Here is a 21,456-nt window from a genome sequence, read left to right on the forward strand (position 1 = left end):
CAGCATCGTCGGTCGCAGCGTAGCGGTATTGAACAAAACGGCCAGTCAGTCACGCCACCGGGCGCAGAGCGCGGCCGCCCCGATCCCGGTCAGGGCGCGTACCTCCCGGCTCAAGTGCGACTGGTCGGCGTAGCCGCCCTCCAGCGCCAGCATCGCCAGTCCATCGCGTGGTCGCGCGCGTGCCAGGGCCAGCAGCCGCTGCAGGCGCAGGATGCGTTCCAGCATCTTCGGCCCATAGCCGAACTGCGCATGGCACAGACGGCGCAGGCTGCGCGTGCTCAGCTGCAGCGTCGTCGCCAAGGCGGAGAGATCCGTGCCACCGCCCCGCACCTGCGCGAATACCGCCGCCGCCGTTGGATGGGGAGCGCGCGCGCTGCGCGGCAGCAGCGCCAGTTCCCGTGCAAACAGGGGCTGGCGGGCGTCGGCGTCGCCGACCGCATTCAACCGCGCCGCCATCCGCCGTGCCCGTACGCCCAGCACGGCATCCAGTTCCACCGCCGTTCCCACGATCTCCGACAACGGCAGCCCCAGCCAGGCACATGCGGCGCCCGGCCGGAAGCGTGCGCCCAGCACCTGCGCACCGGGCGTCAGCTGCGGGTGGGCGGCCACCACATCCGGCCCCACCACGTACAGTCGGCCATCGCGCCACAGCACGTCCACGCAGCCGTCGGGCAGCACCGCCACGTCACCGCCGTGATCCACCGGCAGATCGCTGCGCCACAGTTGGCCGAAGTCGCCCTGCAGCCCGGCCGGCGGCGTCCATTCACGGTAGCGGCCAGTGGCGCCGGCAATGCCGGGAGGGTCAGCAGGGTCAGAAGTAAATGGCATGTGCCGACGATAGCGCAGCGGCGCGTGCGGGCCATCGTTCGCCTCGCACAAAAAGAAACGCCGACCTGCGGCCGGCGTTTCGAATGCCCGTGGGAACACCCGCGCGCGGTTACTGCGCCTTGATCGCCATCGCCTGCAGCCCGGTGCCATCCAGCTTCTGCTTGGCCTCGGCCAACTCGCCGGCGCTGCCATACGGCCCCATGCGCACGCGATAGACGGTTTTGCCGTTGATCTGCGCCGATTCCACGCGTGCCGCCAATCCGATCATCGCCAGCTTGGCCTTCGTCGCCTCGGCATCGCCGGAGGCCCCGAACGCGCCCGCCTGCAGGATGTAGCGCACGTTGCTGTTGGCCGGTTCGGCGGCGGCCGTCGCCGGGGCGGTGGCCGTCGGTTTCGGTGCGGCCGGGGTCGTGCTTGCCACTGGTGCGGGCGCGGTGGCCGGCGCGGTGCTGGCCGCTGGACGCTCGCTGACCGGCGCCGGCAGCGGGGCCGGGCTGGTCGTGGCCGGTGCGGTGGTGGCCACGGCAGCCGCTGCAGGAGACGCCGTCGTGGTCGCCGGCGCAGCCGGCACCGGACGGCCTTCCAGCGCCGCCTGTGCGCGCTGCGCTTCAGCCTTCGCGCGGCGCTGGTCTTCGGCGCGCGCGCTGGCAGCCAGCTCCGCATCGGACATTTCCACTTCCTTGCCGGGCAGCAGGGTGTAGAAGTCGTACTGCGTGGCCGGCGGCTTGGCCGGTTCCGCAGGCTTGGCCGCACCCGGCTTGGGCAGTTCGCTGCCCACGTCGGTCTCGGCATCGCTCACCGGCGCCGGCTGCGCCGCCGGGTTGGGCTGCGGGCCCACCCGCAGGAAGCCGTCGCCGTCGCTCTTGAACAGGTTCGGTGCCGCCAGGAACACCACGGCCGCAATCGCCACACCGGCGACCAGCCACACCCATCCCGGCGTGCCCTGATTGCTGTTGCGTCGTGCCTGGCTCTTGCCGCGTCGTGCTGCCATTTACTGCTTCTCCACTGCTTACATTTTTTCCGGGGCGGAAACGCCCAGGATGTTCAGGCCATTGGCCAGGACCTGGCGCGCGGCGCAGGCCAGCGTCAGCTTGGCATTGCGCTCGGCATCGTCGGCTACCAATACCTGCGTGCCGTGATACCACGTGTGGAACGCGTGCGCCAATTCACGCAGATACTGCGCGATCAAGTGCGGTTCCAGTGCCAGACCGGCCGCTTCCACCACTTCCGCGAAGCGCGACATTTCGATCATCAGCCACAGCGACGCGTCGTCGTTGAGCGTGGTCAGCCCGGCCAGTCCCTCGCTCGCCGTGTAGGCCAGACCCTTTTCCTGCGCCTGGCGCAGCAGGCTGCAGACGCGGGCATGCGCGTACTGCACATAGAACACCGGGTTGTCGTTGCTCTGCTGGCGCGCCAGGTCGATATCGAAGGTCAGCTGCGAATCGGGCTTGCGCGCGATCAGGAACCAGCGGGTCGCGTCGCGCCCGGCTTCCTCGATCAGGTCGCGCAGGGTCAGGTAGCTGCCGGCACGCTTGGACAGCTTCACTTCCTCGCCGCCGCGCATCACCGTCACCATCTGGTGCAGCACGTACTCCGGCCAGCCCTTGGGAATGCCCACGTCCAGCGCCTGCAGGCCCGCGCGCACGCGCGCCAGCGAACCGTGGTGGTCTGCGCCCAGCTCGGTGATCGCGCGCTCGTAGCCGCGCTGCCACTTGCTCAGGTGGTAGGCCACGTCCGGCAGGAAGTAGGTGTAGGTGCCGTCGGACTTGCGCATCACGCGGTCCTTGTCGTCACCGAAGTCGGTGGAGCGAAGCCACAGCGCGCCGCCTTCCTCATACGTGTGTCCGGCGGCATTGAGCCGGGCCACGGTCTCTTCGACCTTGCCATCCTTGTACAGCGAGCTTTCCAGGAAGTAGATGTCGAAATCCACCCCGAACGCGGCCAGGTCCTGGTTCTGCTCGTTGCGCAGGTAGGCCACCGCGAAGCGGCGGATCGCGTCCAGGTTGTCCGGGTCGCGCTCGCCCACCACCGAATGGCCTTCCAGCTCCACCGTGGCGCCGGCCAGATAGGCCTTGGCCACGTCTTCGATGTAGTCGCCGCGGTAGCCCGCTTCCGGCCAGCCGGCGTCATCGGGCTTCAGCCCCTTGGCGCGGGCCTGGGTCGACAGCGCCAGGTTCTCGATCTGCACACCGGCGTCGTTGTAGTAGAACTCGCGCTTGGCGTTCCAGCCGTTCACTTCCAGCAGGCGGGCCAGGCAGTCGCCGATCGCCGCCGCGCGGCCGTGGCCCACATGCAGCGGGCCGGTCGGGTTGGCCGAGACGTATTCCACGCCCACGGTGCGGCCGTTGCCGCTCAGGTTGTGGCCGTAATCGGCCCCTTCCTTCAGCACGCTGGCCGCTTCGCGCTGGTAGGCGCTGGGGGCGAGGTGGAAATTGATGAAGCCCGGGCCGGCGATCTCAACGCGCAGCACATCGGCGCTCTGGGGCAGCGCATCGAGCAGCGCCTGGGCCAGGGCGCGCGGATTGCTGCGCGCCGGCTTGGCCAGCAGCATCGCGGCATTGGTGGCGAAATCGCCGTGCTCACGGGTCTTCGGGCGTTCCACCACGAATTCCGGGGTCAGGGTATCGGCCGGCAGAGTGCCGTTGGCGCGCAAGGCTTCGATGCCTTGGCTGATCAGGGCGCGGAGGAGATTTTTCACAAGGCCTGCTTTGAGACTGGAGCGGCGGAATCGGTAATTTTAGCCCAGAAGCCGCCCCGATCCATTGAACGGGGACAGAGCAGGGCGGGGAACGTCCCACGCAACCGGTTCGACCGCCTGGCAGGGCGGCCCCGCGCAGCGGTCCGTTCAGCTCCCCCGGCGCCGGCCCGACGTGATCCAGCCGCGCTCGGCCATCGACACCGGCGGCCCGTCCCCCACCACCACATGGTCCAGCAGCCGTACTCCCACCACGCCCAATGCCTGCTGCAGTTCGGCAGTGATGAGCTGGTCGGCCGAGGAGGGCTCGGCATGCCCGGACGGGTGGTTGTGCGCCACGATCACGGCCGCGGCGTTGTGAAGCAGGGCACGGCGGACCACTTCACGGGGGTAGACGGCTGCTGCATCGATGGTGCCGGAGAACAGCTCTTCGTACGCCACTGTCCGGTTGCGCGTGTCCAGGAACAGGACGGCGAACACTTCGTGCGGACGTGAGCGCAGCCGGTGCTGAAAGTAGCGCCCCGCCGACGCCGGGTCGCACAGACTGTCGCCCCGCTCGAGCTGGGCAAGAAGATGGCGGCTCGCCAGCTCAAGCGCGGCGATCAGTCTGCAGGCGCTGGCGGGGCCGAGGGCCGGCAGCTTCTTGAGCGTGTTGGCATCCAGGTCCATCAGTCGCCGCAAGGGGCCGTGTACGTCCAGCAGCAGACGGGCGCTCTCGACCGCGTTCGAGCCCTTCGGGCCCTTGCCGATGAACAGTGCCAGGAGCTCCGAATCCGACAGCGCCGCCGGGCCACGCGTCAGCAGCTTTTCACGGGGCCGATCCTGTTCGAGCCAATCTTTGATTGCCATGTGGGCAGTGTCCGCCCGAACACGGCGGGAGCCCATAAGCGGCGGCCCCGCGCTCGCGTAGGAAATGCCGGCAATCCGCTGCCGCAGCACTGCGTCACTGCCCGTGTACTCGCCCGCTTGGCCCCCGGTCTGTTCCATCCGCAGGCGCGCATCCCGCGCATGGCGTCCTTCATCACCGTGCGCCTTGGCCACGCGCGCCCAGCCAAGGAAGGCCAGCCAGCTGACCACCACGTCAACGTCCTTCCCTCATGACCATAAACACCCCTCTCATGCCCCTGGGGCATGAGCCCCCCACACCCCATCGGGTAAGCTAAACGCCTCAGTTCGACAGGAAATCCGCAGGTGGCTGACTCCCCCCAGGCTTCTCCGGCGTCCGCGCGCCCGCTGCAAGGCCAGAAGCTGTTGTTGTGCGTGGGTGGCGGCATCGCTGCCTACAAGTCGCTTGAGCTGGTGAGACGCCTGCGCGATGCCGGTGCCCTGGTGCAGGTGGCAATGACCGCCGGTGCCCAGCAGTTCGTGACGCCGCTGAGCTTCCAGGCGCTGTCCGGCCAACCCACCCGCACCACGCTGTGGGACAGCGCGGCCGAGCAGGCGATGGGCCACATCGAGCTGGCCCGCTGGGCCGATCGCGTCGTGGTCGCCCCGGCCACCGCCGACCTGCTGGCACGCCTGGCGCACGGCCATGCCGACGATCTGGTCACCACGCTGTGCCTGGCCACCACCGCGCCACTGACGGTGTGCCCGGCGATGAACCACCGGATGTGGCAGCACCCGGCCACCCAGGCCAACATCGGCCTGCTGCGCGAGCGCGGCGCCCAGGTGATCGGCCCGGAAGACGGCCCGCTGGCGGAAGGCGAATCCGGCCCGGGACGGCTGAGCGAAGCGCACGCCATTGTGGCCGCGTTGGCGCAGGTGCAGGCGCCTGCCGCCGCCGATCCGGAAACCGCCGGATTGAAGGGCCTGCGTGTGCTGATCAGCGCCGGCCCGACCTATGAAGATCTGGACCCGGTGCGCTACGTGGGCAACCGCAGCAGCGGCAAGATGGGCTATGCGCTTGCCGCCGCCGCCGCGCGCCTCGGCGCGCAGGTGGTGCTGGTCAGCGGCCCGGTGCACCTGGCCACGCCGCCGGGCGTGCAGCGCGTGGACGTACGCTCGGCCGCGCAGATGCGCGAGGCCGTGCTGGGCGCGCTGCCGGCCGACATCTATATCGGTGCGGCGGCGGTGTCCGATTACACCCCGCGCCAGGTGGCCCCGCAGAAACTGAAGAAGACCGCCGGTACCCAGACGTTGACGCTGGAGCTGGTGCGCACGCCGGACATCCTGGCCGAGGTGGCCGCGCAGACCAATGCACTCAAGCTGGTGGTCGGCTTTGCCGCCGAAACCCACGACGTGGAGAAGTACGCGCGCGGCAAGCTCGTGGACAAGCGCCTGGACCTGGTGATCGCCAACCAGGTGGGCATCAGCAACGGTGGCTTTGAAAGCGATGAAAACGCCGCCACCGCGTACTGGCAGGGTGGGGAGCAGGCGTTCCCCGGTACCTCCAAGGCCCGGCTGGCCGAACAACTGTTGTCCCTGATTGCCCAGAGGTTGCACGCATGACCATCGATTCCACCCTGCAGCCGCTGCAGGTGAAGTTGCTCGACCCGCGCTTCGGCGATACCTGGCCGCTGCCGGCCTACGCCACCGAACACAGCGCCGGCCTGGATCTGCGTGCGGCGCTGGAAACCGAGCTGACCCTGCAACCGGGCGACACGGCGCTGATTCCCAGCGGCATCGCCATCCACATCGCCGATCCGAACCTGGCCGCCGTGGTGCTGCCGCGCTCCGGGCTGGGCCATCGCCACGGCATCGTGCTGGGCAACGGTACCGGGCTGATCGATGCCGATTACCAGGGCCCGCTGCTGATCAGCGCCTGGAACCGGGGGCGCGAACCCTTCACCCTGCAGCCGGGCGATCGCATCGCGCAGCTGGTGGTGCTGCCGATTGCACGCGTGGGCCTGCAGGTAGTGGATACTTTCAGCGACAGCGCCAGGGGAACGGGTGGATTCGGCCATACCGGGGTGCGCTGACAGGGGAAAGCATCCATGAGCAAGGCGAAGGCGGAAGGACAGTCACCGTTGGCGATCGGACGCTCGGCACCGTTGCTGGCCGGTGCGCTGGTGCTGCTGGCGATCTGGTTCGGCTACAGCGGTGTGCGGCAGTGGCGGCAGGCCTCGGTGGGCCAGACGCTGGAGGCATCGCGCGATGCCGTGGTGCAGGGCCTGCAGGCAGCACTGACCTCACAGGCGGCGCAGCTGCAGAAGGTGCTCAAGAGCGAGCGCGTGGGTGCGGCCCTGGCCAGCGGCGATGCCGAGGCCAGCGCCGTGGCCATCCGCGAAGGCTGGCCGGGCGTGGAAGAGGTGCAGGTGCTGGACGCCGGCCTGGATGCGGCCTACGCCGACCCGAAGGCCTTTGGCTACTCGCGCCTGGCGCTGCTTGAAGCGGCCCTTGCCGACGATGATGGCAAGACCGTGCTGCGCGTGGTGCGCGATGCCGGCGGCCAGCGGCTGGGCCTGGCCAGCAGGGTCACGCTGGGCCAGCAGACGCCGGCGGTGGTGTACGTGCGCCAGCCGCTGCTGCGCCTGACCAGCGCCTTCGATGCCGTGCAGGTGCCGTCGGCCGGCTACCTGGCGCTGCGCCAGGGCACCTTCAACGTGATCGAGCAGGGCGCCAGCGAGATGGCGGGCGGTGCCGAAGCGTTGGCACGGCCGATCGGCGCAAGCGGGTTCCGCCTGGCCGCCGCCGTGCCGGATGTGGAGCCGGGCCCGATGGGCCTGGGCCCGATCCCGAGCGGGGTGGTGGCGCTGCTGTTGCTGGCGATGGCCGGCCTGCTGCTGCTCGGCAAGGGCAAGGTGCAGCTGCCGCGACGCCGCGTTGCCGGCACCGATGAGCAGGGCGAGGGCCCCACGCTGCGCGAGAGCCTGGAACAGGCGCCGCTCGTCCCGGCTGCCGGCAGCGGAACGCCGCCGCCGCCGGTGCCGCAGGTACCGGCCGAGGACATTGCCGCGGAGATCTTCCGCGCCTACGACATCCGTGGCGTGGTCGGCCGCGACCTGACACCGAAGGTGGCGGCGCTGATCGGCCAGGCGATCGGCTCGGTGCTGCAGGTACAGGGGCTGCGCGAGATCGTGGTCGGCCGCGATGGCCGTCTGTCCGGACCGGATCTGACCGCCGGGCTGATCGAAGGCCTGCGCCGCGCCGGTTGCGATGTCATCGACATCGGCCTGGCGCCCACGCCGGTGGTGTACTTCGCCAGCTACCACCTGCGCGCCGGCAGCTGCGTGGCGGTTACCGGCAGCCACAACCCGCCGGACTACAACGGGTTCAAGATCGTGGTGGGCGGCGAGACGCTGTCCGGCGATGCGATCACCGAGCTGTACCAGCGCATCCGCGAGGGCCAGCTGCATGTCGCCGCCGAGCCGGGCAGTTTCCAGACCCGCGAGGTCAATGCCGACTATATCCAGCGCATCGCCGACGATGTGCAGCTGGACCGCCCGCTCAAAGTCGTGGCCGATGCCGGCAACGGTGTGGCCGGTGAGCTGGCCCAGCCGCTGCTGGAGGCGATCGGTGCCGACGTCATTCCCCTGTACTGCGATGTGGATGGCACCTTCCCGAATCATCACCCTGATCCGAGCGACCCGCGCAATCTGGATGACCTGATCCAGACCGTGAAGCGGTTTGACGCGGACATCGGCCTGGCCTTCGATGGCGATGGCGACCGCCTGGGCGTGGTCACCCGTGAAGGAAAGATCATCTACGCAGATCGCCTGCTGATGCTGTTCGCCGCCGATGTGCTGATGCGCAACCCGGGTGCGCTGGTGATCTACGACGTGAAGTGCAGCGGCAAGCTGTCCGACTACGTGCTGCGCAATGGCGGCAGCCCGCTGATGTGGAAGACCGGCCATTCGCTGATGAAGGCCAAAATGCGCGAGACCGACGCCGAACTGGCCGGCGAGATGAGCGGGCACTTCTTCTTCAAGGAACGCTGGTTCGGCTTCGATGACGGCCTGTATGCGGCCGCGCGTCTGCTGGAAATCCTGGCCCAGCGCGATGAGTCGCCGTCGGAGGTATTCGAGGAACTGCCCGACAGCGTGTCCACGCCGGAACTGAAGGTGCCGGTCGAATCGGGCACGCCGCATGCGCTGGTGTCGCTGTTCGTATCGGCCGCGCAGGGGGAGGAGTCGCCGTTCATCGGTGCGCGCCTGTCCACCATCGATGGCCTGCGCGCGGACTTCCCGGACGGGTGGGGCCTGGTGCGCGCATCCAACACCACGCCGGTGCTGGTGCTGCGTTTCGAGGCCGACGACGAGGCGGCGCTGGAGCGGATCAAGGCCTTGTTCCGCGCCCAGCTGCAGCCGCTGCTGCCGGGTGTGGAGCTGGGTTTCTAGACGGTGTACCGGCCGGCGGTCGGTACCTGCCGGGTGATGCCCGACCTGTGGTCGGCCATCACCCTTTGAACCGCAGACCCACGCCCGGTTCGGTAAACAGATAGCGCGAGTCCAGTGCGGAATCGCCCAGCTTGTGGCGCAGCTTGCCGACCAGAATGCGCAGGTAGTGCGTGTCGTGCTGGTGGGTGGGTCCCCAGATCTCCGCCAGGATCTGGGGCTGGGTCACCACGCGCCCGGCATTGCGCAGCAGCAGCGACAGCAGCGCGTATTCCTTGCGCGTCAGCGCCACCGGCACGCCGTCCAGGTGCACCTCCCGGCGCGCCAGGTCGATGTGCAGGTGCCCGTCGTCGAAATGCGGGAGGGCGCCGTCGCCGGATACCGTGCGCGAACGCAGCAGTGCCCGCACGCGGGCCATCAGCTCCTGGGTGCCGAACGGCTTGGTCACGTAGTCATTGGCGCCGTTGTCCAGCGCCCGCACCTTCTCCGCCTCACCGGCGCGCACGGTCAGCATGATCACCGGCACCTGGCTCCACTGGCGCAGCTCGGCCAGCACCTCGTGGCCTTCCATGTCCGGCAGGCCGATGTCCAGGATCACCAGGTCGCTGCCGCCGGTGGCCAGCAACGCCAGCCCATCCTGGCCGGTCGCGGCCTGCTGGACCACATACCCTTGAGCGCGCAGGCTGATGTCGAGGAAGCGGCGGATCTGCGCTTCGTCGTCGATCACCAGCACACGTGCGGGCGGCACGCCGGAAGAGGGGTCAGGAGTCGTCGTTGTCATCGGCAGGGTGAGGTTGCAGCAGCGGCAGCGTGATGCGGATCAGGGTACCGCGTCCATCGCGCCCCGGCAGCGCCTGCACGCTCCCACCATGCGCGCCGATCATGCCCTGGCAGATGGTCAGGCCCAGCCCGGTGCCGTGGCGCCCCCGGTCGCCGCGTTCCACGCTGTAGAACATGTCGAAGATGCGCGCGCGTTCCTCGTCGGGAATGCCCGGGCCGGCATCGAGCACATCGATGCGCAGCTCGCCCTCCACCAGCCGTGCCTGCACCTCCACCGCCGCACCGGGCGGGGAGAACTTGGCCGCGTTTTCCATCACGTTGAACACCGCCTGCTCAACCAGCGCCGGATGTACCCAGATCGGCGCGAGCGTGGCGGGAATGTCCAGTTTCAGCTGCACCTCGGGCTGGTAGCGCTGCAGGCGGCGTGCGGCCGAGCCGACCAGTTCATCCACGCCGATCCAGTCGCGATTGATCTTCAGGCCATCGTGGCCGAGCCGGGTCATGTCCAGCAGGTTCTGGATGTACCGGTCCAGCCGCTCGCCTTCGATCAGGATGGTGTCCAGCAGCGCGCGGCGGTCGGTGGCGTCCATCGCGTCGGCATAGCTGGAGAGACTGTCGGCCGAGCCGATCATCGCGGCCAGTGGCGAGCGCAGGTCGTGGGATACCGACGACAGCAGCGCCGAGCGCAGGCGCTCGGTCTCGTTGCTGACATGCGCGGTTTCCAGGTCGGCCACCAGCTGCGTGCGCAGCGCGGCCTGGGCGATGTCGTCCACCATCGCCGCCGCCAGCTGGCGCTGCTCGGGCGCCAGCCGCGCGGTGGTGCGCGGAAAGCGCATGCCGGCCACGCCAATCGCGCGGTCCTCGCCATCCAGCAGCGGCAGGAACCACCACTCCGCGCCGGCCAGGGTATTGGTGAAGCGGCCGCTGGGCTGTCCGTGGCGGAAAGCCCAGTCCGCGGCGGCCAGGTCGGTGTCACCGGGCGCGGCGCTGCCACTGGTGCTGGTGTCCTGGCCGATGCGCAGCCACGCCGGCGCATCCAGGGCCTGCTCCAGCGCTTCCCGGCCGGCCTGGGCAACCTGCTCGTTGCTCGGTGCGCGGGTCAGCTCGCGTCCCAGCGCCTGCCGCGCATGGGCATGCCGGTTGGCCGCGCGCAACGCCACGACCTGCATGCGCAGGCGCGAGGCCAGGCGGCCGGCGACCAGCGCGGCGGCAAGGAACAGGAAGACGGTGATCACGCCCTGTCGCGCGCTGATGGCGAACGTGAAGCGCGGGGCGATGAAGAAGAAGTTGTACGCCAGGAAACACAGCGCCGCGGCGATCACTGCTGCACTGGTGCGGCTGCGCGCGGCCACCATCACCACCGCCACGATGAACACCATCGACAGGTCATACAGGCCCACCCAGCGCTCGGCGAACAGCGCCACCAGGCACGCCAGCGTGGTGGCGCCCACCGCCAGCAGCATGTCCTGGCCGGCGCTGCGGTTGGCGATGGCCAGCCCGGAGCGGCGTGCGCGGGCACGGGCCTGCGGCGTGCCGATGATGGTGATCTCGTAATGCGCGCCGCGCTGGATCAACTGCTGGGTGAGGGTGCGGTTGAGCATCCGTGCCACCGGCCGCTCGCGGGTGCGGCCCAGCACCAGGGTGGACACGCTGTTGTGCGCGGCATGGTCGAGCAGCGCATCGGCAATGCTGTTGCCGTGCAGCAGCTCGGCCTCGCCTCCCAGCCGGCGCGCGAGCGCGAACGCGGCATCGATTTCGCGCCGCGTCTCCTCATCCTGGCGGCGGCCCTGTACGGTCACCACCGTCCAGGGCGCATCGCGGCGCTCGGCGATGCGTCGCCCGATCCGCACCAGGTACTCGCTCTGGCCGCCGCCATCGATTGCCACCAGCACGCGGCGACGCAGCGGCAGGTTGCCTTCGCCGCGCGCGGCGCGGGTCTCGCGCAGGCTGCTGTCGACCCGGTCGGCCGCCTCCTGCATGGCCAGCTCGCGCAATGCGGTCAGGTTGGCCGGAGAGAAGAAGGCCTGCAGTGCCTGCGCCGCCTGTTCGGGCACGTACACCTTGCCCTGCTGCAGGCGCTCGATCAGCTCGCGCGGCGGCAGGTCCACCAGCACGATGTCATGCAGGCGGTCCAGCACCGCATCGGGAACGGTCTCGCCGACCCGCACGCCGGTGATGCGCATGACCACGTCGTTCAGGCTTTCCAGATGCTGGATGTTGACCGTGGTCCAGACGTCGATGCCCGCTTCCAGCAGTTCCATCACGTCCTGCCAGCGCCGTTCGTGGCGGCTGCCCGGCGCGTTGCGGTGGGCAAGCTCGTCCACCAGCACCAGCGCCGGACGGCGCGCGAGGATCGCATCCAGGTCCATCTCCAGCAGCGCGACGTGCTGGTATTCGCACTGCCTCAGCGGCACCTGCGGCAGCCCGTCCAGCAGCGCCGAGGTCTCGGCGCGCCCGTGGGTTTCCACCAGCCCGATCACCACGTCCACGCCGCGACGCAACTGTTCGTGCGCGCGGCTGAGCATGCTGAACGTCTTGCCCACGCCGGGCGCGGCACCCAGGAACACGGTGAGTTTGCCGCCGGCTTCGCGTTGCAGGCCTTCGACCAGGGCATCGGCCTGGCGGGTACGGGAGTCGCTCATGGGTGGCGATTGTGCGCCTGCAACGGTACGCAGCGCATCAAGGCGTGCCGTGCGGCGGCTGCGCATCCAGCGCTGCGTTCAAGGTCATCACGTTGACCCGCGGCTGCCCGAACACGCCCCACTGCGGGCCTTGGGTATGGGCCTTCACCAGCGCCTGCACCTGGTCGAGGGGCAGGCCGCGGCTGCGTGCCACGCGTGCCACCTGTACGGCGGCAGCCGCCGGCGACAGCTCCGGGTCCATGCCCGCGCCGGACTGGGTCACCAGATCGCCTGGCACCTGGGCCACGGTGATGCCTTCGCGCAGGGCGACCGCCTGGGTCGCCTCGTGCACGCGTTCCTCCAGGGCCGGGTTGCTGCGCGCCAGGTTGCTGCCCGCGGCGGCCATCGGGTCGTAGTTGGCTGCCGAGGGGCGCGCCTGGAAGTAGCCGTCGCCCACGAACGGCTGGGCGATCAGCTGCGAGCCGCGCACCTGGCCATCGCGAAGCAGCAGGCTGCCATCGGCCTGCGCCGGGAACAGCAGCCGGCTGGCGCTGGTGGCGACCACCGCGTAGGCCAGCCCGAGCAGCAGCAGGCTGCCCAGGCCCAGCACGATCGCCGGACGCCACGCGCCGTCCTGCTGCAGGGTGGAGGTGGCGGTCGCGCGGGACGGCGACGCGGGAGAGAGGGACGAAGCGAGCGAGCGGTTCATACGCCGAATACCGAGACGAGGAGGAGGTCGATCAACTTGATGGCCGCGAACGGCAGCAGCACGCCGCCCAGCCCATACACCAGCATGTTCCGGCGCAGCAGCGTGGTCGCCGTGGCCGGGCGGAAGCGCACGCCGCGCAGGGCCAGCGGAATCAGCGCGGGGATCACCAGCGCGTTGAAGATCAGCGCCGCCAGCACCGCGTTGCGCGGGCTGGACAGGTGCATCACGTTCAACGTGGCCATTGCCGGCAGCGTTGCGGCGAACAGCGCCGGCAGGATCGCGAAGTACTTGGACACATCGTTGGCCAGCGAGAAGGTGGTCAGCGCGCCGCGCGTGATCAGCTGCTGCTTGCCCACTTCCACCACCGCCAGCAGCTTGGCCGGGTCCGAATCCAGGTCGACCATGTTGCCGGCCTCTTTGGCGGCCTGCGTGCCCGAGTTCATCGCCAGGCCGATGTCGGCCTGGGCCAGCGCGGGGGCGTCGTTGGTGCCATCGCCGACCATCGCCACCAGCCGTCCGCCGGCCTGCTCGGCACGGATGCGCGCCAGCTTGTCCTCGGGGCGGGCCTCGGCGATGTAGTCGTCGACGCCGGCTTCGGCCGCAATCGCTGCGGCGGTGAGCGGGTTGTCACCGGTGATCATCACCGTGCGGATGCCCATCGCACGCAGTTGGGCGAACTTTTCGCGCATGCCGTGCTTGACCACGTCCGACAGCTCGATCACGCCCAGCACGTGCCGCCCTTCGCACACCACCAGCGGGGTGGCGCCGTTGCGCGCCACCTGTTCCACGCGTCCGGGCAGTTCAGCCGGCACCGTGCCGCCAAGCTCGCGCACGTAGGCGGTGATCGCATCGGCAGCGCCCTTGCGGATACGCCGGCCGCCGTCCAGGTCCACGCCGGACATGCGGGTCTGCGCGGTGAAGGCCAGGTACTGCGCCTGGGCCGGCTCGGCCGTGGTGCAGCCCTGTTCGCGTGCCAGGCGCACGACCGATTTGCCTTCCGGGGTCGGGTCGGCCAGCGAGGACAGCAACGCGGCCTCGCGCAGTTGGGGCGCATCGATGCCGGCCAGCGCATGGAAGTGGGTGGCCTGGCGGTCGCCGTGGGTGATGGTGCCGGTCTTGTCCAGCAGCAGCACGTCCACGTCACCGGCCACTTCGACCGCCTTGCCGGACTTGGCCAGCACATTGGCCGCCAGCGCACGGTTCATGCCGGCGATGCCGATGGCCGGCAGCAGCCCGCCGATGGTGGTGGGGATCAGGCACACCAGCAGCGCGATCAGCAGCAGCGGGTCGACCTTCACGCCAACGAACGCACCGATCGCCGGCAGGGTCGCCACCACCACCAGGAACGTCAGCGTCATCGCCGCCAGCAGCAGGGTCAGCGCGATCTCGTTGGGGGTCTTCTGGCGGTTGGCGCCTTCGACCAGCGCGATCATGCGGTCCAGGAAGCTGTGGCCGGGCTCGGCGGTGATGCGCACCACGATCTGGTCGGACAGCACCTTGGTGCCGCCGATCACGCCGCTGCGGTCGGTGCCGGCCTCGCGCAGCACCGGCGCCGATTCGCCGGTCACGGCCGCTTCGTTGATGGTGGCCAGCCCCTGCACGATCTCGCCATCGGCCGGCACCAGTTCACCAGAGCTGACGATCACATGGTCGCCGGGACGCAGCTCGGCGGCCGGGACATGCGTTTCGGCCGCACCGGCATGCGCGGCGGCCAGGCGCCGCGCGGTCAGGTCCTGGCGGGCACGGCGCAGCGATGCGGCCTGGCCACGGCCGCGCGCCTCGGCGACGGCCTCGGCGAAGTTGCCGAACAGCACGGTCAGCAGCAGGATGCCGGTGACCGCCAGGCCGAAGCCCAGCGGCGCGTTGCCGGTCAGGGTCACCAGCAGGCTGACCACGGTGCCGACCATCACCACGGCCATCACCGGGCTGTGCAGCAGGTGCCGGGGCGAGAGCTTGATGACCGCATCGCGCAGGGCGCGCCGCCAGCCGGCGCCGTCGAGCAGGCGCGGGTGGCGGTGGGTGGAAGCATTCAACGGATAGGTACTCATGGGGTCATGTCTCAGTGCAGCGTCAGCGACAGGTGGTCGGCCACCGGGCCAAGGACCAGCGCCGGCATGAACTGCAGTACGGTCAGGATGGCGATCAGCGCGATCAGGGTCAGCGCGAACGTCGGGGTTTCGATCTGCAACGTGCCGGCCGATTCGGGAGCACGGCGCTTGGCGGCCAGCTGCGCGGCCACGATCAGCGGAATCACCAGCACCGGGTAGCGGCCCAGCAGCAGCACCAGCGTGCAGCTCAGGTTCCACCACACCGTCGCATCGCCCAGCCCCTCGAAGCCCGAACCGTTGTTGGCATATGCCGAGGTGTACTCATAGAACACCTGGCTGATGCCGTGGAAGCCTGGATTGGAGGTGCCGGTGATCGAAGGGATCGCCAGCGTCACCGCGGTCAGGGTCAGCAGCGTGATCGGCTGCAGCAGCACCAGCAGGGCGAGCAGGCGGATCTGCGGCGTTTCCAGCTTGCGTCCGAACAGTTCCGGGGTGCGCCCGGTCATCAGGCCGGCCAGGAACACGCCCAGCAGCAGGTACACCAGGAACTGCTGCAGGCCGCAGCCGATGCCGCCCCAGATGGCGCTGATCAGCATGTTGACCATCGGCACGGCGCCGGCCAGCGGGCTGAGCGAGTCGTGCATGCCGTTGACCGAGCCGTTGGAGACCTGGGTGGTCACTGCGGCCCACAAGGCGGTTCCATCAGCGCCGAAGCGCACTTCTTTGCCTTCCATCAGCAGCGGGCTGGCGGCGGTCGCCGAATGGCCTTCCAGCCACACCGTGGCCGCCACCGACAGGCTGGACATCGCCAGCATGCAACCGAACACCAGCCCGGCCAGGCGCCGGCGCCCGGTGAACGCGCCCAGCATGAAAATCACGCTGATCGGGATCAGCAGGATGCCGATCAGTTCGAGCGCATTGGACAGCGGGGTCGGGTTTTCATACGGCATGCTGCTGTTGGGACCATACCAGCCACCGCCATTGGCACCGAGCTGTTTGGCCGCAACCATCGCCGCGACCGGGCCCAGCGGCAGCTTCTGCGAGTCCATGCCCGACGCTGCATCGATCGGCGTGGCCTGTGGGCCGCCGGCCAGCGTGGACGGTACGCCCTGGCTGGTCAGCAGCACCGCCCAAAGCAGGCACAGCGGCAGCATGAAGCGCACGCATGCACGCACCACGTCGGCGTAGTAGTTGCCCACGTCCACGCGGCGGTCGCCACTGAGCTGGGCCGCCTGTTGCGCATCCACCTCGTCCGGGCGGGCGCCGAACAGCGCACGCAGGGTGGCCACCGCCAGGGCCAGCCCCATCATCGGGGTCACCACCTGCAGGCCGGTGATCGCGGTCATCTGCGCGAAGTAGGACAGCTGCGCCTGGCCCGAATAGTGCTGCTGGTTGGTGTTGGTCAGGAACGACACCATCGTGTGCAGCGCCGTGTCCCAGCGCATGTTGGGAATCTGGTCGGGATTGAACGGCAGCCAGGCCTGGGTCATGAACACGGTCTGCACCAGCGCGGCGATGACCACGTTGCTCAGCAGGAACGCGCCCACGTACCCGCGCCAGGACATGCCGCGCGCGGGGTTCACCCCGAGCAGCCGGTACAGCGGTTTCTCCACCCACGCGAATACGGCGTCGCCGCGCATCGGCGCGCCACGCATCACCCGGGCCAGGTACAGCCCGAGCGGGAAGGCCAGCGCAATGCTGGCCAGCAGGATCAACAGGATCTCGGTCATGATCGGCTCCGGTCAGAACGCTTCGGGCCGAAGCACGACATACAGCAGGTAGGCGGCGGCGACGAGCACCAGCACGCCGCACACCAGGGAAAGCCAGGCAGGCATGGTCGTGGCCTCAGAGGGGGGAAAGGGAGGGCGCGGTGCGGGGTGCACCGGCAGCACGCGCACGCGATCGGCGCCGGTCGGCGCTCGCGGCGGGGAACACAATCGGATACAGGCTCATGGGACGTCCAGGTGGAACCACTCCACGTCAGGCGAGCATGGTGGTCCTCCAGGGCGTAAACGCTCCACGCCCCCCAGGCGGGCAGCGCGTAAAGAGTGCATAAAAAAAGGGCGGATGCCGTCGCATCCGCCCCTTTTGTCCTGGCCTCAGCGCCGGGCGCGACCCGGTCGCCTACCCGCGAGGATCGCTCGCCGCACCCTTCAACAACCGGTACCGCTGCAGCGTTTCCTCGATCTCCGCATCCAGCGCGATGCGCTGCTGTTCGAACGAGGCCTGCATTCGCTTCTGCGCCAGCAGTTCGGTGTGGCGCTGGCGGATCTCCGCGGCCTGCTTGTCGGCCACCGGCGATCCGGCCAGCTCGCGGTTGCCCGCCGTCGACAGCAGCGTCACCAGCGCATCGCGCAGGCTGGCCACGTTGTAGTGGGCGGTCTGGATGTTGTTGTCCAGGATGCCGGTGCGTTCGACGAACACCCGGCGCAGGTCCGCCTCGTTCTCATACGTGGACAGCATCGCCTGCTCGGTGCGCTGGCGGGTCTGCTCGGCGGCCAGGTCCAGCCGGCGCTGGGCGGCCTCCACCGCGGCGCCGGCGCGTTCCTCTTCGGTCATCGCGCGCTGCACCTCACCGCGACGCAGGCCGCTGTTGACGCTGAACTCCTCGCGTGCGGCGTTCACCGCGTCCTGGGGCAGCGCATCGCTGCAGATCCGCTCGTTGCCCTGGTTCCAGCAGAACAGCTTCTTCGGCTTGACGGACACATCGCTGCGCGCCTTCTGGGCCTGCGCCCACGACGCTGGCAATGCCAGCAGCAGGCCGGTCACGACAATGGCGGAAACCCTGGACATGGTGGACAGCCCCCTGCTGTCAGCGCGTAGGACGGCTGCCGTAGCGGGACCGATAGTCCTCCAGCGGCTGCCTGTAGCCGACAAGTTCCGGATTTCCGGAGGCAAAATCAAGCAGGTCTGCCAGCGTGGCCACGGCCACTACCGGAATGCCGGCTTCCTCGGCCACGGCCTGGGCGGCCGATCGCTGGTCGGTCTCCGACGCGATCTCCTGGCGGTCCAGCGCCACCACGATCCCGGCCGGGGTGCCGCCGGCGCCCTTGATGATGGCCAGGGCCTCGCGGATCGCGGTACCGGCAGTGATCACGTCATCGACGATCAGCACGCGCTTGCCGTTCATGTCCGCGCCGATCAGGTTGCCGCCCTCGCCGTGGGCCTTGGCTTCCTTGCGGTTGAAGCTCAGCGGGAGGTCGCGCCCGCGCTGGGCGAACTCGCAGGCGGTCGCGGTGGCCAGCGGGATGCCCTTGTAGGCCGGCCCGAAGACCACGTCGAATTTCAGCCCGGTGGCTTCCACCGCGTCGGCATAGCAGGCCGCCAGCTGGACCATGCGGGCGCCGGAATCGAAACGGCCGGCGTTGAAGAAGTAGGGGCTCAGGCGGCCGGACTTCAGGGTGAACTGGCCGAAGCGCAGGGCATCGGCGGTCAGGGCAAGTTGCAGAAAACGGTGGCGATGGTCGCTCATCTAGACTCTATTCAATTCATTTGGAGCGCAAATCCTAATGCATGGGCGGCAATTCAGGCTCGCGGCAGACGGTCGCGGGGCCTGCAGCGGCCGGATCCGGCCAGCCGGGCCGGGGGTCAACCCGGTATGCTTTGCCGGTTACCGCTCCAGACCCGGGTCAGCATGCGCATCATCAGCTTCAACGCCAACGGCATCCGTTCCGCTGCCACCAAGGGCTTCCTCGACTGGTTCCGCGCCCAGGACGCCGACGTGCTGTGCATCCAGGAGACCAAGGCCCAGGAAGACCAGCTGACCGACCCGATGTTCCGCCCGGACGGCCACCACTGTTTCTACCGCGACGCCATCACCAAGAAGGGCTACAGCGGCGTGGCCATCTACAGCAGGCGCGAGCCCGATCAGGTGATCACCTCGCTGGGCTGGGCGCCGTTTGACGATGAAGGCCGCTACATCGAGGCCCGCTATGGCAACCTCAGCGTGGTCTCGTTCTATATCCCCTCCGGCAGCTCGGGCGACCTGCGCCAAGGCTTCAAGTTCGAGGTGATGGAGTGGCTGCGCCCGATCCTGGCCGAATGGCTGGCCAGCGGCCGCGACTACGTCCTGTGCGGCGACTGGAACATCGTGCGCTCGGCGCTGGACATCAAGAACTGGAAGTCCAACCAGAAGAACTCCGGCTGCCTGCCGCCCGAGCGCGACTGGCTCAACGGCCAGTGCGTGGACGCCGGCCAGGCGCTGGACATCGCCGCCGGCCAGGGCTGGACCGATGCCTACCGCCTGCTCCACCCCGACGGCGAGGACTACACCTGGTGGAGCAACCGCGGCGCGGCCCGCGCCAACAACGTGGGTTGGCGTATCGACTACCAGTTCGTCAGCCCCGGCCTGCGCGAGCGCCTGCGCAGCTGCTCGATCTACCGCGATGAGCGCTTCTCCGACCATGCCCCGTTCACGGTGGACTACGCCCCATGAATGAAGCGGCGGCGGTGTCGGTGCCGCATACCCCCCTGCAGCGGGCACGACGCCTGTTCGTGATCCTGCTGCTGGGCTTCGCCTCCGGCTTGCCGCTGGCGCTGACCGGCGGGGCCATGCAGGCCTGGCTGACCGTGGACGGGCTGGACCTGGTCACGCTCGGTTTCCTGTCCCTGATCGGCATCCCGTACACCTTCAAGTTCCTGTGGGCGCCGCTGATCGACCGTTTCGACATCCCGCTGCTGGGCCGTCGCCGCGGCTGGATCGTCCTGCTGCTGTTCGCGCTGGCCGCCGCTCTGGTGTTGATGAGCAGTCTGTCGCCGTCGCGCAACCTGCCCCTGTTCGCCGGGGTCGCGGTACTGGTGGCCTGCCTGTCGGCCACCCTGGACGTGGTGATCGACGCCTACCGCACCGACCTGCTGGAACCGGCCGAACGCGGCCTGGGCGGCTCGTTCACCGTGCTGGGCTACCGCCTGGCGATGGTCCTGTCCGGTGGCATCACCCTGATCTGGGCCGAGCAGTGGCAGAGTTGGCCGCAGGTGTACCGGGTGATGGCGGGGCTGGCGGTCGGGGTAGGGGTGCTGGCCCTGCTGCTGATGCCGCGCCTGCCCGCGCGCTTCACCGCGCCGGTGTCCCGTGCCGGTGGCGAGCTGCGCGGGTTCGTGGCCCTGGTGGCCGGTGTCGCGGTCGGCGCGTGGGTGGTGCACTACCTGCTGGTGCTGGTCGGCCTGGACCCGGACAGCAGCGACCGCTGGACCCGGCTCACCTTCGTGGTCAGCCAGATCGCCGGCGCAATGACCGTCGGCCTCGGCGTGACCCGCTGGATTCCCTTCCAGACCCTCAACGCCTCGCTGCGCAGCTATTTCGGCATGCGCGGGGCCGGTGCGTTCCTCGCGCTGGTGGTGCTGTACAAGATCGGTGATGCATTCGCCCTCAGCCTGTCCACGCCGTTCCTGCTGAAGGGCATGGGCTTCAGCCAGGCCGAAGTGGGCCTGGCCAACAAGACCATCGGTCTGTTGATGACCATCGTGGGCGCCATCGTGGGCGGCTTCTTCCTGTTGCGCCTGCGCTTGTCGCAGGCCCTGCTGGGCTTTGGCGTACTGCAGCTGGTGTCCAACCTGGGCTTCTACGCGCTGGCCCGCGAAGGTGCCGGGGCATGGGGCTCGGTCACCGTCCCGGCCTTCAACCTGCTGATCGTGCACCTTGAGCACGCCACGCTGATGGACAGCCTGCTGCTGTTTGCCCTCAGCCTGGACAACTTCGCGGGCGGCATGGGCACGGCAGCCTTCGTGGCCCTGCTCAGCGGGTTGTGCGGCACGCGCTTCTCGGCCACCCACTACGCGCTGCTGTCGGCGTTCGCCACGCTGGGGCGGGTGTTCGTGGGGCCGTTCGCAGGCGTGCTGGCCGATGCCTATGGCTGGCAGACCTTCTTCCTGGTCTCGGTGCTGGTCGGCGTTCCCGGCCTGCTGATGGCCTGGTGGCTGCGCCGGGAAGTGGATGCCACCACCCAGACCGCCGCCACCGGCTGACCGCCGGCGGGGGCCGGCCGCCCCGGTTTGCCACCCGCAGTGTGCTGTTGGATGATGGGGACTGTTGTGCCGTGGGGGCGGTGCTTGCCGACGGGGAGAACAATGGTCGATCTGCTGCTGCGGGATCTGGACCCGCTGTTGAACGAGCGTATCCGGCGCGTCGCCGTGGCGCGCGGCTGGACCCGTGAACACACCTGCATGGTGCTGCTCGAACAGGGCCTGTTCACCAGCGAACTGGACGTCCGCAGCGGCTTCCACGACCCCGAAGTGAATGCCCTCGCAGACGCCATCGCCGCCCTCCAGGCCCTCCCCGACGCCCCCCCGTAGAGCCGGGCTCTGCCCGGCTGCGCGCCGCGCCATGCCGCCGGCCATTCCCCGCACCACGCCCCCGTAGAGCCGGGCTCTGCCCGGCTGCGCGCCGCACCATGCCGCCGGCTGTTCTCCGCACCACGCCCCCGTAGAGCCGGGCTCTGCCCGGCTGCGCGCCGCGCCATGCCGCCGGCTGTTCCCCGCACCACGCCCCCGTAGAGCCGGGCTC

Annotated in this window: 18 protein-coding genes; 6 read left to right on the plus strand and 12 right to left on the minus strand. The window is 69.4% G+C overall.

Annotated features, from left to right (window positions below; translation table 11 throughout):
* Nucleotides 1–45: 45 nt before the first annotated feature.
* From ACPEH1_RS06415 to radC, 4 genes are all read right to left on the minus strand, one after another.
* Nucleotides 46–828, minus strand: a complete 783-nt coding sequence (locus ACPEH1_RS06415; protein ID WP_423715471.1) for a helix-turn-helix domain-containing protein — start codon at nt 826–828, stop codon at nt 46–48.
* A gap of 109 nt (nt 829–937) precedes the next feature.
* Nucleotides 938–1,819: an SPOR domain-containing protein gene (locus ACPEH1_RS06420; protein ID WP_136006801.1), complete on the minus strand. Its 882-nt coding sequence runs from the start codon at nt 1,817–1,819 to the stop codon at nt 938–940.
* 18 nt (nt 1,820–1,837) lie between these two features.
* Nucleotides 1,838–3,526 (minus strand): arginine--tRNA ligase, encoded by a 1,689-nt coding sequence (argS, locus tag ACPEH1_RS06425; protein ID WP_017357447.1) that lies wholly within the window; start codon nt 3,524–3,526, stop codon nt 1,838–1,840.
* Nucleotides 3,527–3,673: 147 nt separating this feature from the next.
* Nucleotides 3,674–4,372 carry a RadC family protein gene (gene radC, locus ACPEH1_RS06430; RefSeq protein WP_037591786.1) on the minus strand — a complete coding sequence of 233 codons (699 nt, stop codon included), beginning with the start codon at nt 4,370–4,372 and terminating at the stop codon, nt 3,674–3,676.
* Between the two features lie 342 nt (nt 4,373–4,714).
* On the opposite strand from radC, the gene coaBC reads away from it, so the two are divergent.
* The 3 genes from coaBC to ACPEH1_RS06445 are packed head-to-tail and all read left to right on the plus strand — an operon-like array spanning nt 4,715 to nt 8,799.
* Nucleotides 4,715–5,971 carry a bifunctional phosphopantothenoylcysteine decarboxylase/phosphopantothenate--cysteine ligase CoaBC gene (gene coaBC, locus ACPEH1_RS06435; protein ID WP_017357445.1) on the plus strand — a complete coding sequence of 419 codons (1,257 nt, stop codon included), beginning with the start codon at nt 4,715–4,717 and terminating at the stop codon, nt 5,969–5,971.
* On the plus strand, nt 5,968–6,441 hold the full coding sequence (gene dut / locus ACPEH1_RS06440; RefSeq protein ID WP_017357444.1) for a dUTP diphosphatase: 474 nt from the start codon (nt 5,968–5,970) through the stop codon (nt 6,439–6,441). Before coaBC ends, dut begins: the two co-directional genes overlap by 4 nt.
* 15 nt (nt 6,442–6,456) lie before the next feature.
* On the plus strand, nt 6,457–8,799 hold the full coding sequence (locus ACPEH1_RS06445; protein ID WP_153165409.1) for a phosphomannomutase/phosphoglucomutase: 2,343 nt from the start codon (nt 6,457–6,459) through the stop codon (nt 8,797–8,799).
* A 58-nt stretch (nt 8,800–8,857) separates the two neighbouring features.
* Here ACPEH1_RS06445 and ACPEH1_RS06450 read toward each other — a convergent pair whose 3' ends face one another.
* The 8 genes from ACPEH1_RS06450 to pyrE all read right to left on the minus strand — a co-directional run bounded on the left by ACPEH1_RS06450 (nt 8,858) and on the right by pyrE (nt 18,426).
* The gene (locus tag ACPEH1_RS06450; protein WP_082316455.1) at nt 8,858–9,577 is read right to left on the minus strand and encodes a response regulator transcription factor; all 720 of its coding nucleotides are present in this window, start codon (nt 9,575–9,577) and stop codon (nt 8,858–8,860) included.
* Complete coding sequence (locus tag ACPEH1_RS06455; RefSeq protein WP_423715472.1) at nt 9,558–12,218, minus strand: ATP-binding protein; 2,661 nt, start codon at nt 12,216–12,218, stop codon at nt 9,558–9,560. Before ACPEH1_RS06455 ends, ACPEH1_RS06450 begins: the two co-directional genes overlap by 20 nt.
* Before the next feature lie 37 nt (nt 12,219–12,255).
* Entirely contained in the window at nt 12,256–12,906 is a 651-nt protein-coding gene (kdpC, locus tag ACPEH1_RS06460; RefSeq protein WP_136006810.1) for a potassium-transporting ATPase subunit KdpC, read from the minus strand.
* Nucleotides 12,903–14,954 carry a potassium-transporting ATPase subunit KdpB gene (kdpB, locus tag ACPEH1_RS06465; RefSeq protein ID WP_017355706.1) on the minus strand — a complete coding sequence of 684 codons (2,052 nt, stop codon included), beginning with the start codon at nt 14,952–14,954 and terminating at the stop codon, nt 12,903–12,905. Before kdpB ends, kdpC begins: the two co-directional genes overlap by 4 nt.
* Nucleotides 14,955–14,965: 11 nt before the next feature.
* Nucleotides 14,966–16,684, minus strand: coding sequence for a potassium-transporting ATPase subunit KdpA (gene kdpA / locus ACPEH1_RS06470; protein WP_017355707.1), 1,719 nt, complete (start codon nt 16,682–16,684; stop codon nt 14,966–14,968).
* 12 nt (nt 16,685–16,696) lie between these two features.
* Nucleotides 16,697–16,789, minus strand: a complete 93-nt coding sequence (locus ACPEH1_RS06475) for a potassium-transporting ATPase subunit F (RefSeq protein WP_017355708.1) — start codon at nt 16,787–16,789, stop codon at nt 16,697–16,699.
* Nucleotides 16,790–17,078: 289 nt separating this feature from the next.
* Entirely contained in the window at nt 17,079–17,747 is a 669-nt protein-coding gene (locus ACPEH1_RS06480) for a hypothetical protein (protein ID WP_017355709.1), read from the minus strand.
* A 19-nt stretch (nt 17,748–17,766) separates the two neighbouring features.
* Nucleotides 17,767–18,426, minus strand: a complete 660-nt coding sequence (gene pyrE / locus ACPEH1_RS06485) for an orotate phosphoribosyltransferase (RefSeq protein WP_017355710.1) — start codon at nt 18,424–18,426, stop codon at nt 17,767–17,769.
* Between the two features lie 162 nt (nt 18,427–18,588).
* Here pyrE and ACPEH1_RS06490 point away from each other — a divergent pair, with 162 nt between their 5' ends.
* From ACPEH1_RS06490 to ACPEH1_RS06500, 3 genes are all read left to right on the plus strand, one after another.
* Nucleotides 18,589–19,389 carry an exodeoxyribonuclease III gene (locus ACPEH1_RS06490; protein WP_017355711.1) on the plus strand — a complete coding sequence of 267 codons (801 nt, stop codon included), beginning with the start codon at nt 18,589–18,591 and terminating at the stop codon, nt 19,387–19,389.
* Nucleotides 19,386–20,918, plus strand: coding sequence for an AmpG family muropeptide MFS transporter (locus ACPEH1_RS06495; protein WP_017355712.1), 1,533 nt, complete (start codon nt 19,386–19,388; stop codon nt 20,916–20,918). The genes ACPEH1_RS06490 and ACPEH1_RS06495 overlap by 4 nt, the downstream gene beginning before the upstream one ends.
* Before the next feature lie 102 nt (nt 20,919–21,020).
* Nucleotides 21,021–21,245 carry a hypothetical protein gene (locus ACPEH1_RS06500; protein ID WP_017355713.1) on the plus strand — a complete coding sequence of 75 codons (225 nt, stop codon included), beginning with the start codon at nt 21,021–21,023 and terminating at the stop codon, nt 21,243–21,245.
* Nucleotides 21,246–21,456: the final 211 nt, after the last annotated feature.

The organism is Stenotrophomonas sp. NPDC077421 (genome assembly GCF_049545505.1).
Classification (GTDB): domain Bacteria; phylum Pseudomonadota; class Gammaproteobacteria; order Xanthomonadales; family Xanthomonadaceae; genus Stenotrophomonas; species Stenotrophomonas nematodicola.